The 13,712-nt window shown below is 44.4% G+C and carries 12 protein-coding genes and 1 pseudogene; 2 read left to right on the forward strand and 11 right to left on the reverse strand.

Going from position 1 to position 13,712, the window contains the following annotated elements:
- Together BUA79_RS02040 and BUA79_RS02045 are read right to left on the reverse strand one after the other, a co-directional pair.
- Positions 1–416: pseudogene (locus BUA79_RS02040) on the reverse strand (solute carrier family 23 protein); the annotation flags it as partial.
- Between the two features lie 402 nt (positions 417–818).
- Positions 819–1,712 (reverse strand): LysR family transcriptional regulator, encoded by an 894-nt coding sequence (locus BUA79_RS02045; RefSeq protein ID WP_073992705.1) that lies wholly within the window; start codon positions 1,710–1,712, stop codon positions 819–821.
- Positions 1,713–2,075: 363 nt separating this feature from the next.
- On the opposite strand from BUA79_RS02045, the gene BUA79_RS02050 reads away from it, so the two are divergent.
- Entirely contained in the window at positions 2,076–2,708 is a 633-nt protein-coding gene (locus BUA79_RS02050) for a corrinoid protein (protein WP_073992706.1), read from the forward strand.
- A gap of 56 nt (positions 2,709–2,764) precedes the next feature.
- A complete protein-coding gene (locus BUA79_RS02055; RefSeq protein ID WP_073992707.1) occupies positions 2,765–3,766 on the forward strand; it encodes a uroporphyrinogen decarboxylase family protein in 1,002 nt (333 codons plus the stop codon).
- An 88-nt stretch (positions 3,767–3,854) separates the two neighbouring features.
- Here BUA79_RS02055 and BUA79_RS02060 read toward each other — a convergent pair whose 3' ends face one another.
- From BUA79_RS02060 to BUA79_RS02100, 9 genes are all read right to left on the reverse strand, one after another.
- Positions 3,855–5,105, reverse strand: coding sequence for an NADH-ubiquinone oxidoreductase-F iron-sulfur binding region domain-containing protein (locus tag BUA79_RS02060; protein WP_073992708.1), 1,251 nt, complete (start codon positions 5,103–5,105; stop codon positions 3,855–3,857).
- A gap of 1 nt (position 5,106) precedes the next feature.
- Entirely contained in the window at positions 5,107–7,233 is a 2,127-nt protein-coding gene (locus BUA79_RS02065) for an FAD-dependent oxidoreductase (RefSeq protein WP_073992709.1), read from the reverse strand.
- Positions 7,234–7,394: 161 nt separating this feature from the next.
- Positions 7,395–8,051 carry a 3-oxoacid CoA-transferase subunit B gene (locus BUA79_RS02070; protein ID WP_073992710.1) on the reverse strand — a complete coding sequence of 219 codons (657 nt, stop codon included), beginning with the start codon at positions 8,049–8,051 and terminating at the stop codon, positions 7,395–7,397.
- Positions 8,051–8,707: a CoA transferase subunit A gene (locus BUA79_RS02075; protein WP_073992711.1), complete on the reverse strand. Its 657-nt coding sequence runs from the start codon at positions 8,705–8,707 to the stop codon at positions 8,051–8,053. Before BUA79_RS02075 ends, BUA79_RS02070 begins: the two co-directional genes overlap by 1 nt.
- A gap of 11 nt (positions 8,708–8,718) precedes the next feature.
- Entirely contained in the window at positions 8,719–9,897 is a 1,179-nt protein-coding gene (locus tag BUA79_RS02080; RefSeq protein WP_073992712.1) for an acetyl-CoA C-acetyltransferase, read from the reverse strand.
- 16 nt (positions 9,898–9,913) lie between these two features.
- Positions 9,914–10,777, reverse strand: a complete 864-nt coding sequence (locus tag BUA79_RS02085; protein WP_073992713.1) for a beta-keto acid cleavage family enzyme — start codon at positions 10,775–10,777, stop codon at positions 9,914–9,916.
- A gap of 126 nt (positions 10,778–10,903) precedes the next feature.
- A complete protein-coding gene (locus tag BUA79_RS02090; RefSeq protein ID WP_073992714.1) occupies positions 10,904–11,854 on the reverse strand; it encodes a cyclase family protein in 951 nt (316 codons plus the stop codon).
- A gap of 70 nt (positions 11,855–11,924) precedes the next feature.
- Positions 11,925–12,854: a 3-hydroxyacyl-CoA dehydrogenase family protein gene (locus BUA79_RS02095; RefSeq protein WP_073992715.1), complete on the reverse strand. Its 930-nt coding sequence runs from the start codon at positions 12,852–12,854 to the stop codon at positions 11,925–11,927.
- Between the two features lie 24 nt (positions 12,855–12,878).
- Entirely contained in the window at positions 12,879–13,664 is a 786-nt protein-coding gene (locus tag BUA79_RS02100) for an SDR family NAD(P)-dependent oxidoreductase (RefSeq protein WP_073992716.1), read from the reverse strand.
- Positions 13,665–13,712 lie beyond the last annotated feature (48 nt).

Raw genomic sequence — 13,712 nt, forward strand, 5'->3', positions numbered from 1 at the left:
ATACCGGCAACGATTGGCGGAATTATGTGTTTTACCACTTTACTCAGGACTTTTAAATATCCCAGGGCGACGATTACCAGGCCGCTTATGATAATACTTCCAAAACACACGGCAAACCCCTGTTTGGAGGCTATCGCGATAATCGCTCCAAGGGACGCGAATGACATGCCCTGGATAACCGGATATTTAAGGAAAAGGCCAGCCTGGATCACAGTCGCTAGACCACAGGCCAAAAACGTCAGCGCAATAAGTGCAGTGGCATCTGAAATGTTCAGCTGCATAACTGCTATCAGTACTACAGGCCCTAGGAACAGGTTGCATGCAAGCACGGATTGAAACCCAAGGAACAATGCGGAGCCCACACCTATCTTCTCATCGATTCCCACTACTCTGATTTCTTTTTCATTTGAACTCATTAAAATCTCTCCTTTCGATTTACACATTATTATCAAATGACGTATACGGACATATTCGTGCAGATTATTTCTTTCCGCATGTCATAACTGTGTCAGACATAAAGCTGTCAACTGCTGAGTCTCATTTGTTTATGTATCCATTCTACCCCAGAATAAAAAAAAGAATAATCGCCAAAACCGATTCAGTCATACGGTTTGGTTATTATTCTTTCACAGGACAATATTTCGCCTGTATCATCAGCTATCAAAATTGTACTAAAACCAGGGTTTTTTCTTATTATTTTTGGTTTTTACCTATATTCAAGGCTTTCCGTCTTTTGGGTGTTCGGTGAATCTGCTGCACCGACCATAATCATTTCGTATAATACAAACACGGCTGCATGGCTCTATGCATTTTTGTAATTATTTATCGTATTCCGATTCATTAAAAAACACATCAATGAAGGTCTGTTTAACCGGATTATAGTTATCTATGTTCCAGGCCATGGTCAGACTAGGGTCGCTGATTTCATCTACGTCCAGAAACTTAACCGTCGGATCATCCCGCAGCATGTTTCGGGAATCCAGCACGCACACTCCAACCCCTGCCTGCACCCAGAGCATTTCAGTCTGGATGGACGGAGCAACTTTAATGATCGGCATAACACCTTGTTTTTTAAAGGCATCCAGAATCAGTTTTGGCGATTCTTCCGAATCTGTTGTATCAACCATAATAAAAACATCGTCTTTAAAATCAGATAATTTTACATGTCTGGCTCCAGCCAGCCTGTGAGAGCTATGGACAACCACATGGTCCCTGGTTTCTTCAATCACCTTGTAGCCAATCCGTTCCCGGCACTTTACATCAAACCTCAATGTGATTATCAGGTCAAGGGTGTTATCATACAGATGTTCTATCAGACCATTGAAACTATAGTTACGAAGGTTGATTTTAACGTTTGCATGATATTTCGCAAAATATCGGAGAGCTTCCGGAAACAGGTCGCCCACCATGGCTCCATCCAGAATTCCGATGTTTATCTCTCCGGACAGTCCCTGAAAGCTGTTCTGCGCCTTTACGACTGCCAGATTATAATCATTGTAGATCTTTTCAAATTCTTTCAACAGGATATGTCCGGCCGGTGTAAGTTTAACAGTCCTGTTGTTTCTCATGAAAAGCATAATATTCAGCTCATGCTCCATCGCCTGAATCTGACGGCTCAGGGCCGGCTGCGTCACATAAAGCTGACTTGCCGCCTTGGTGTAGTTGAGCGATTTTGCCAAAGTAATAAAGTATCTGATTTGTGTAATATTCATCTTCGACCTCCTTGAATAATGCTATTATAACATATCTGCATACCATATTATAGTTTTACATTTACAACACTCCAGGGAACCAACGGGCGCTCTTCCTATAAAAAGCAATCAAAATCGAGCCTTCATAAGTATCGTTATTGCCTCATTTTTTAGTGCACAGTGCACATTACACAAGATGCACATTTGTATTTTTATTTAATTTTTGTCGTAAAAACAACGTATTTATGGGGTTTTTATGGCATCTATTAACATTTTGCATGCTTTTATTCATTTTATGCATTAGTCATTCTGCATTGTTTGTGTTATATTGTGAGTATAGAATCTGTTAATAATTAAACAATGTATTTTTAGGAGGAAGAAATTATGTCAAAGTTAAATGAAATCGCAGTAGCTGTGGATACCGGAAAGTCAAAAGTTATAGGCGCACTGGTTCAGGAAGCAATCAACGAAGGAATTGATCCAAAAGATATCCTCAACATCGGAATGCTGGATGCCATGGCAGTTGTTGGTGAAAAATTCAAAAACCATGTGTATTTCGTTCCCGAAATGATGGTTGCTGCACGTGCCATGAAAAAAGGACTGGAAGTATTAAGACCGCACCTCGCTGCTGAGAATGCAAAGAAGCTCGGCAAAATGGTAATGGGAACAGTTGCCGGAGATCTGCATGACATCGGAAAAAACCTGGTTATCATGATGATCGAAAGCGTCGGATTTGAAGTAGTCGACCTGGGCGTGGACGTTCCTGTAGAAAAATTCCTCGAAGCAGCTTCTGATCCAGACGTGGATATTGTAGGCCTGTCTACTCTGCTGACCACAACCATGCCAGCTCTTGAAGAAGCTGTCAAAGCGCTGAATGCCCTTCCAAACAGAAGCCAGTTCAAAATCATGGTAGGCGGAGCTCCTGTCACACAGGATTATGCCACTTTTGTCGGAGCCGACGGATATTCCATGGATGCCGTTTCTGCCGCAGATCTTGCCAAAACCTACGTGGCATAAAGGCACAATAACATTCGATAAATTCACTAATCAATAAAAAAAAAGGAGAAAACACTATGAATATGAACAAATGGATTGAAGATATCATCAATTCTCCCGTCAAGAAACCTTTTCCAGTCCTTACCTTCCCGTCAGTTGGATTTATGAACATGACCGTGGAGGAACTGGTATCCAGCAGCGACAACCTCGCGAACGGAATCAAGATTATTGCAGACAAGGTGGATATGCCGGCAGCACTGGGCTACATGGATCTTTCCATTGAAGCCGAAGCCTTTGGAGCGAATACCGTGTATTCCGCCAATGAAGTGCCCAACATCACCGGAAGCATCGCCGATACAGAAGAAGCCGCAGAAGCCCTCAAGGTACCGGAAGTTGGCGCAGGCAGAACCGGAAAGAGCATCGAGGCAATTGCCAAAGCCAGGAAGCTCATTACCGACAAGCCCCTTATAGCCGGCACTATCGGACCATTCTCCATGGCAGGACGCCTTATGGGCGTAAGCAACGCCATGATCTTCTGCTACGACGAACCGGACTTATGCCATATATTATTGAGAAAATCGACTGATTTCCTGATTAAGTACATCCTGGAATTCAAGAAAGCCGGAGCGGATGCCGTACTGATTGCAGAGCCTCTTGCAGGAATCCTCTCACCAAGCCTTTGCCAGGAGTTCTCCACCGATTACATCAAAGAAATCGTAGAAGCCGTGCAGGACGAAGACTTCATCCTCCTCTACCACAACTGTGGAAACGAGGCAGTCAGACTGATTGACGTAATACTGGACACAGGATGTAAAGCATACCATTTCGGGGATGCAATCGATATGGCGGATATGATGCCGCACATTCCGGCTGACATACTGGCAATGGGCAACCTGAAACCGGCATATTTCAGAAACAGCACAACAGAAGAAATCAGACAGGAAACGTTAAATCTTTTAGAAAAATGCGGCAAGTACCCGAATTTCCTGATTTCTTCAGGATGCGATGTGCCTCCTACCGCTAAATGGGAAAACGTGGAAGCCTTCTTTGACGCAGCAGCAGAATTTTACAGTAAATAACGCCCCCCTCTCTTAATTGTTTATAAATATAAATCACCATGCAAAAAGCACCGGGTCCCCTTCCCGGTGCTTTTTATTTGCGTTATTTCTATCTTTTCTTGAACTTCCCGACCTTCGTAAGTTTTTCAGGCAGCTTCGGAAGCCTTCCGGACGCTCTCACGATTGCCTCATATTCACAGGCTTCTATACACTTTCCACATTTTGTGCATTCCAGGTCATCAATCATATGAATATATCCTTCATCTCCTTCGATGCAGTCCGCCGGGCACTCATCCACGCAGTCCCCGCATCCTTCACATTTCATCGGATCAATATATATATTCATAAAGGCCTTGCAGGTATCTGTCCGGCACTTTTTCCGTTTGATATGATCCTCAATCTCATCGTCGAAATTTGCAAGAACTCCAATCACAGGATTTGCCGCTGTCTTTCCCACAGAACATAATGTGCTGAATTCCATGGCATCGACGATTTCCTTAACAAGCGCCAGGTCCGAAGCACTGCCTTTTCCTGCCGTCATTTCTTTAAAGATAGCATGGAGCTGTCTGCTGCCTTCCCTACAGAAGGTGCATTTTCCACAGCTCTTATAGCAGATTTTTTCCATTCTTACAACCGCTTGGTCAATCATGCAGACATCAGGTCCCAAAACGGATACAACTCCGTTTTCAGGCTGAAACGCCGCATCTATCTTCACGTCGAGAGCAGTCCGGTCAAATATTTTCGTACCGATCTCGAGGGCCATTATGTCTTCTTCGGCAATATCGCCAACCACCTTCTTGACTGTCACTCCCAAAGGATATTTTTTGAATCCCTCCAGCACTTCACCGCGTTTTACCGCAAGCAGGATCGAGGGTCTGTATGTTTCCGGATCGGAAAAAAAGGCACTTAGGGCAGCATACGTTTCAAAATGACCGTTTGCGTTATAAAACGGATTGGTATTGGTGATATGGGTATCGACAATTCCCACTTCGATTTGCATATCAAGCCCATACCCTTTGCTCATCTCCATGATTCGGTCTGCCAGACCGTCATTTTCGCTCGGCAGATAAACTGCCGAATTCGTCGTCCCCAGAGCATAGGCAGCTATTGCCATCCCCTCCAGAACCTCTGCCAAATTGTTTTCCAGAACGGAGATCAGCACCGCATCATAGTCACAATTGTTCAGCGCAGCTGCAATCCGTAATTTTTTTCTTTCGTCTGCTGCACCCTGCACGGCATCGCTCCATATGGCTGAAAGCAGTTTCCCCGCATAATGGCCGTAGTCCGTAAAGCCCTTTTCTTCGATTTTATTCAGAACTTCTTCTCTGTTCTGTTTTTTTGCACTCATCAGTCCGGTCATATCACTCAGCCTCCTTAATCGTCTGCGAAGAATAATCTCCCCACAGCTTCGGTCCCTGGATCTGAAGCCTCAAGTCGCACTGCAGGCATCTTTCGGTCTCGCAGCCGATTTTCTTCTCACAAATCCCAAAATCCATCAGACCAAAGTTTTCTGCCCGCTCTCCGGGCAGCGCCAGATCTGGCTGTATTCTTTCCAGATAACCAAATTTTTCGATAACTCCGATGTGAGGATTGGGTTTCTCCACAGGTGCAAGTATTTCATTGATGTCGCCATCCCCGCCAAGATAAACGTCTATCTCAGCAGCCGCCTTCCTTCCGGAAGCAATCGCCCGGATGACAGAAGCGGTTCCATACACAACATCTCCCGCTGCGAAGATTCCTTCCTTATCTGTCTTGAGGCTGTTTTCTCCGACAAGGATACTGTTTCCTCTTCCCAATTTCAGGCCAGACTCCTCCGTAATGGCAGAGCGCTGTCCTACCGCAAAGATTACGGTGTCCGCTTCAATCAGCTGTTCCGATCCGTCCACCTTCCTGATAACTGCATTTCTATTTGCATCAAAGGAGAATGACTCTACTTCCATCAAGAGCATTCCTGAGCAATGTTCCTCCCCAGTGATTTTTTCAAAGGTTCTGCCCGGGTGTACGAAAATACCCTCTTCCAGAGCCTGCTCAATTTCTTCTTTATCGGCCGGCATGGCGTTTTCTGCCTCAAGACATGCAAGATGAACTTCCCTCGCGCCCAGCCTTTTTGCTGATCTCGCACAGTCAAAAGCAACGTTTCCTCCCCCGAGCACGACGACTTTCTCTCCCATACCCGGGTCTATACCCATGCTCACATTCCTGAGAAAGTCGATATTCAGCAGGACGCCTTCCAGACAATTTCCCTCTATCGGAAGACGCACTCCACTATGGGTACCGGTAGCCATCAGCACTGCATCAAAACCTTCTCCCAGGAGTCTTTCCGGATTTTCTATCCTTACTCCTGTTTCCACAGTAACTCCTGCCTTCATCAGAATATCCACTTCTTCATCTACAATCTCCCTCGGCAGCCTGTAGGAAGGGATGCCGTATTGCAGCATTCCGCCTGTTTTTTCCAAGGCCTCTTTAAGAACGACTTCATGGCCTTTTTTCCGGAGATAATGTGCGGCTATGAGACCTGCCGGTCCGCCACCCACAACGCATACTCTTTTACCGGTGGAAGGCGCAGAAATCCCTTTGCCCTCCCAGATCTTTTCCACATCGTGTTCGGCCGCAAAGCGTTTGATATTTCTTATGGATATCGGAGAGTTGACCTGGCCCCTCTTGCAATCCAGCTCACATACATGATTGCAGATATATCCCAGCACCTTGGGCATCGGCGCTTTTTCGCGGACCACAGCCGTCGCCTCCGAATATTTGCCTTCCTTTGTCAGCCGGACGTACCTTGGAACATCCGTCCCGGCGGGACAGGCCGCCTTACAGGGTATCATTACATCTTCCCTGGTTTTTCCACTACCAATAAAAGATACTTTATCCCGTATTGTTCCTGTCGGACATACCTGCGCACAGGCGCCGCAGAAACGGCAGTCCGCATCCGCAAGAAGCTTATCGTGGATTGTACCCACATAGGTTTCCATATCTTTCTTGTTATACCGGAGAACCTTAACGCCCCTCAGTTCGTCACAAGCCCTTACGCATCTTCCGCAAAGGATGCAGCGGTTCATGTCATGAATGAACAGAGGGTTTCTGTCGTCGGACTTAAAGCCCTTCGACCTCATCTTTACACGTCCGCCGCTTGCTCCGATATACTGCATGAGAGTCTGCAATTCACAATCTCCGTAAACCGGACATGTCGAACAATCTTCCGGGTGAGCCGAAAGCAGCAGCTCCATGGCAAGGGTACGCAATTTAGTCAGTCTTTCACTCTTCGTATGTATCACCATACCGTCTTTTGCTTTCATCGTGCATGAAGTCTCTACGCCATCCCTGCCCTCCACTTCAACGATGCACATACGGCACGAGCCCAGTTCGCTGAGTGCCGGATGGTGGCACAGATGAGGAATGTACACTCCCGCCTCCAATGCGCAGTCCAATACATTCCTGTTGTTCTCTACGTTCAGGCGGATTCCGTCTATAGTTATAACAGCCATATTTACTTCCTTTCAAAATATTAATTCAGATTTTCGTCCTATTTATTATATATAATATTGTACTATTGTCCATATTTAATGTCAATAGTCATACTTCAGAAAGGTCAAATAAAAAAAGCTCCACACTGTGATAACACAATGTGAAGCTTTTAATCGTTTGTTTACAAAGAAGGCATTGTTTTTAAGTCGTCTGCTATAATAAGCTGTGCCCCTGTCTGGCTCTGGATTTCCTCCACTGTTGTACCTTCAGCGATTTCCTTTAACAGGAAACCTTTCTCGGTAACCTCAATTACACACAGCTCAGTAACAATCATGTGTACTCTGTTGATTGCTGTAGCAGGAAGTGTAATCTTTTTAAGAAGTTTTGGTTCTCCTTTTGCAGAATGTACCATTCCGATAATGACCTTTTTGGCACCTACGACCAGGTCCATCGCTCCGCCCATACCAGGTACCATTTTACCAGGTACGATATGGCTTGCAAGTGATCCAGTCTCATCTACCTGAAGAGCTCCAAGAACAGTCAGATCGACGTGTCCGCCACGGATGATTCCGAAGGAGGTTGCACTGTCAAAGAAAACAGCTCCCGGCAATACAGTTACATTCTGATTTCCGGCATTGATAAGATCTTTATCTTCTTTACCCGGCTCAGACAATGGACCCATGCCGATAATTCCATTCTCTGACTGAAGGGTAATGTGCACACCCTCTGGTAAATAGTTAGCTACCAGAGTAGGCAGGCCAATACCAAGGTTAACAACGTCGCCATCATGCAGTTCCTGGGCAACTCTGTATGCAATTATTTCTTTTGCTGAAGCCATTAGCGCTCACCTCCTACGATATAATCTACGAAAATATAAGGAGTCATAACGTAGTTTGGATCAATCTCGCCAACTTCTACAATTTTCTCAGCTGCCACAATTACAACATCGGCAGCCGTTGCCATCATTGGATTGAAGTTTCTGGTTGTGGCATTGTAGAAAACATTTCCTGCTTTATCCACAATACTTCCTCTGATTAATGCCACATCTGCTCTCAGGGCGCGCTCCAGAAGGAATTCCTTGCCATCAACAACAACGGTCTGTTTTCCGTTTGCAACATCTGTACCAAGACCGGTCGGGGTGAGAACCCCGCCCAGGCCAGCTCCGCCGGCACGGATCATTTCCGCCAGGGAACCCTGGGGAACTAATTCCACTTCTGCTTCGCCTGCGGACATCTGCCTTCCCATTTCAGGGTTCAATCCGATATGGGATGCAATCAGTTTCTTTACTCTTTTTTCTGCAACCAGTTTGCCGATACCTGTTGTCTGTGTACCGGCATCGTTTGCAATTACTGTTAAATCTTTTGTGTCGTCAGCTATAAGAGCATCCATGAGTATTTCTGGTGTTCCAATTGACATGAATCCGCCTATCATGACAACGCTGCCGTCTTTAACGAGCTTTGCTGCTTCCTCGGCAGTAATCATTTTGTTTTTCATCAGGTCAATTCCTACCTTTCCACGATAACAGTTGTTCCCATACCGCCACCGATACACAATGTAGCAAGTCCGAGTTTTGAATCTCTTCTCTTCATCTCATATAATAATGTAGTAAGGATTCTAGCTCCGGAGCATCCGATTGGATGGCCGATTGCGATAGCACCACCGTTTACATTTGTAATTTCTGAATCAAATCCCAGGTCTTTGCATACGGAAAGCGCCTGTGAAGCAAAAGCTTCATTTGCTTCGATAAGATCAAGATCCTCTGATTTGATGCCTGCTTTAGCCATAGCTTTTTCGCATGCAGGAACCGGTCCGTATCCCATGATGGATGGATCAACACCGCCTGAAGCATAAGACTTGATGGTTGCAAGGATTGGTGCGCCTAACTCCATAGCTTTTTCTTTTGACATAATTACCATGGCAGCAGCACCATCATTGATTCCGGATGCATTTCCAGCTGTTACGGTTCCGTCTTTTTTGAAAGCAGGTTTTAATTTAGCTAATGTATCTATTGTTGTTCCAAATTTAGGGAATTCATCTGTATCAAAGATCTTTGGATCCCCTTTACGCTGAGGAATCTCAACTGGAACGATCTCTTCTACGAATTTTCCGGATTTGATTGCAGCTTCAGCTCTCTGCTGGCTTCTTGCAGCAAAAGCATCCTGCTCTTCTCTGGTAATGTTGAATTTTTCCGCAATGTTCTCTGCGGTCATACCCATGTGATAGTTGTTGAATGCATCCCACAGACCATCCTGGATCATTGTATCTACAAGAGTATCGTTGCCCATTCTCACACCGAAACGTGCTTTTTTAAGGGCATAAGCAGCATTACTCATGCTCTCGGTTCCACCGGCAACAACAACATCAACATCACCAGCTTTGATCATCTGAGCTGCAAGGCTGATTGCTCTCAGGCCTGATCCGCATACTTTGCTCAGAGTGAATGAAGGAACTTTATCACTGATTCCAGCTTTGATAGCAACCTGTCTTGCAGGGTTCTGTCCCTGTCCTGCGTTTAACACGTTACCAAAAACCATTTCATCGATCTGGTTTGGATCGATTCCAGCTCTTTTAATTGCCTCTTTTACGGCAATAGCCCCTAAGTCGACAGCTGATACATCTTTGAGTGCTCCACCGAAACTTCCAACTGGAGTTCTTACTGCAGAAACGATAACTACTTCTTTCACTTTGATATCCCCCTAATTATTTCTTCTTTGTATTACAGTTTTTCAGATTCAGAATTGCTCTTGCATCATCAGGAGATGCAATTTCCCTGTCGATTTCTGCAAGCATTCTCTTTGTTCTTTCAACGAATTCAACGTTGGATGTAGCTAACTGGCCTTTTTTGAATAACAGGTTGTCTTCCATACCCACTCTCAAATGCCCGTTGCGTGACATGGCAGCCAGCATTACTGGAAGATGTCCTCTTCCAACGCCTAAAGCACCCCATGTACAGCCTGGGTGAAGTTTTTCAGCATAATCAGCTAAAGTAAACAGGTTCTCTGGAGTAGCTGCCATTCCGCCTAATACGCCGATAACGAACTGGAAGTGAACTGGTCCTACTAAAGCGCCTTTTTTAACTAAACGTGCAGCATTTTCAATCATGCCCATGTCGAAGATTTCGATTTCTGGTTTAACATCGGCTTCCTGCATAGCATATCCGAGTTTTTCGAGGAACTGTGGGCTGTTTTCAAAAATCGCATTATCCTGCCAATTCATGGTACCACAGTCAAATGATGAAATTTCAGGTTTTAATTCCTGGAAAGGTTTCATTCTCAGCTCATCTGGAACTCCCAGTCCACCGGATGTTGTAAGGTTGATAACGATGTCTGTATTTGCACGAACGATTTCAACAGTTTTTGCAAACTGATCAAAGTTCATGGAAGCTCCGAATGTCTCAGGATCTCTTACATGGATGTGAGCTATGGATGCACCGGCTTCCCAGCATTTGATAATCTCTTCTGCCTCTTCCTGTGGAGTAATTGGAATATACGGACTATCCTCTTTTTTTGGCCATGCGCCTGTGCAGGCAACAGTTAATATTGTTTTATTTTTAAGATCGCTCATTATTATTCTCCTTTCGATTTTAACGCAAGAATTTGTATATTTATTAACGTTTTAGTTTTTCATAAAATCTAAGCAATAGGATGTACACTGTACATTCTATTGCTTAGCAATTCAGTTTATTTAGTACTATCTGCTCTGAACGCCTGTTCCGCAGTATAAGTATGTTCTGTCTGGTACGTCGTTAACATCATCTTCGTCGATTTCAGCAACGCAGCGAGCCATAGAACCGTCTCCCATATACCATCTGATAGGGAAGCAGTAGAATTTGAAACGCTTTCCTGATACTTTAGCTAAATCTCCACCAAGGTTTTCAACACCAACGATACCATTGCCTAACATTAATTTGTGGCAAGGTTCCCATGTTCCCCAGCAGCCGATTGCTTCTAAATCACCGAATCTCTTATCGTAAGCTTCTTTGCCATGAACTCTGATGTATTCTTCTTTGTCGAATTCAGCATATGCTTCTTCTCCAAACATCTGTTTGTATTCTTCCGTAATAGGTATTCCGGCAGATCCGAGTAAGTTCATACGGGTTGCTCCGTTGTTGCCCATTGCAGTATGCAGTGGATGGTCAAGAGCCTGGCTGTCCATAGCTACACATTTAACTTTGTTTTTTACAAACCATCTTCCTGCATCTTCACCTGTACCGCATGAGTAGTGGTAGTATTCTTTTGAGTCATCAAATTTAAGGTTCATACCTGTGTTCAGGCAAACAATCATTCCTTCTAATTCTTCCGGTTTGATGTTAGCACGTTTGCAGGCATCCTCAAGGTGTGCAGATGTAATCAGCTCCCAACGGCTAGCTTTGATTTCAAGGCAGATTGCATCGCCTGTATATGCATCGACTGGCATTTCATGAGTGTAACGAGCTCTTTTGCCATCGAATTCAGTTTCCATAACATGACGTGGTGCATCACAGTGTGTTCCAGTATGCATAGTGCATCCGATGTACTGAGTGAGAACGCCGCCCTTAGCCATAGTGTGTTTACTGTCAATTACCGGCTTATCAAAATAAGGCCAACGTGGTATTTCAGCACTGAATGGATGTGACAAATCAACAAATACTTTCTTTCCCATTGTAAATCCTCCATAAAATAAATTATTTATATATTAGTTGCGGCATAAGTATACCACAATGTTACCAGTATTAAACCCCGTAAATCATCCTGATGAGATATTCATTCAGGTCGCGACGGCATTTTTCGATTTTCTCCGGTGTCCATTCAAGGAAGCCTTCGCCTGATGCAAAGCCTAATTTACCTTTTCCGATGTTTTCCTGAAGAAGCGGTGATGGTACGTGAGAATCTTCCAAATCTTTCAGCACGTAATTGTGGATATTCCATGTGAGCTGCGTTCCAACCATGTCGGAATTTTCCAGTGGAGCAAGCTGTGGAAGTCTTAATCCGAAGCTGTATTTTACAGCATCATCAACTGTCTGTGCATCTGCAATTCCGCGTTCAACAATGGATATTGCCTCGCGCCATAATGCATGCTGCATTCTGTTTGCGATAAATCCTGGTACGTCTTTTTTGCAGAGTACAGGTTTTTTGCCTGCTTTTGTAAGAACGTCCATAACAGCCTGTACAGCCTCTTCACTCGTATCTGCAGTCTTAACAACTTCAACGAGTGGAATCAGGTAAGGAGGATTCCAGAAGTGAGCTCCTACTACTCTGTCTTTATGTTTGCACTTGGACGCGATTTCGGTCGGGCTCATAACGGAAGTGTTGGTTGCATAAATGCAGTCATCCCTTGTGATTCCTTCCAATGTTGCAAAAAGGTTCTGTTTTGTTTCCATTTCCTCTGCAACGCTTTCAATAACTAAATCTGCATTTTTTACAGCATCATCCTGCATATTAGTAGTGAAATATATTCTGCTGAGTCTAGCTTCAATTTCAGCATCTGTAACAATGCCTTTATCTCTGAGCTGCTCAAGATTCTGTCTTACAAATCCGTGTACGTCACGCTCGCTTCTGTTCTGAACGGTTACCTTGAGATCCTCACATCCGGAAAAAACCTGTGCGAGTCCTTTTCCCATTAAACCTGCGCCGCAAATAACGACATTCTTGATTTCTTTCATAATCTTTTTCTCCTGCTATTTTAATTAGTTAGCCCAGTATCCGCCTTCAACAGCAACATTAGCGCCGGTCATGAAGTCACTTGCTTTAGAAGCAAGGAAGATGCAAGGTCCTACGAAATCTTCAGGCTCTCCAAGACGGCCGATAGGAAGACGTCTTAAGAAGTTTTTGTATATTTCACTTTCTGGATCGAACATCCACTCTGTAAGGTCTGAACGGAATACGGTAGGATTGATTGTATTAACATTGATGTGATGTTTTGCAGACCATTCGCAAGCGAGGGACTGAGCCATCAGGTCAACGCCAGCTTTTGCTGTAGCATATCCTGTGTATCCTGCCATACCCATTTTGGAACGAGCTGAAGAAACAAGGATCATTTTTCCGCCTTTGCCCTGAGCGATCATCTGGATTCCAACATATTTTGCATACAGCCAAGTAGCCTGTACATCTGATGAGATGATTTTCTGCCATTCGGAAAGTTCCTGTTCAACGATAGGCTGTGCATGATTGTAACCTGCAGCTGTTAAAAGAACATTGATTTCGCCGTATTTTTCAACAGTTCCAGCAACTACTCTTTTTACATCTTCTTCTACAGCAGGATCTCCTGTTATATAAGAACATTCGATTCCCATAGCAGCCATTTCATCACAAACTGCTTTACATTTGTCTTCTCCACGTCCAGTGATTACAACTTTCATTCCCGCAAGGCCGAATCCTGTTGCAACGGCTTTGCCGAGTGCTCCGGTTGCTCCGGTAAGAAGGGCAACTTTTCCTTTTACATCAAACAAAGTATCCACAAACTGTTTATCCATTATGATTATCCTCCAAAATTAGTATTTATGTATTCCCAAAAAGGTTCC

The sequence above is a fragment of the Parasporobacterium paucivorans DSM 15970 genome, assembly GCF_900141895.1.
GTDB classification, from domain to species: domain Bacteria; phylum Bacillota; class Clostridia; order Lachnospirales; family Lachnospiraceae; genus Parasporobacterium; species Parasporobacterium paucivorans.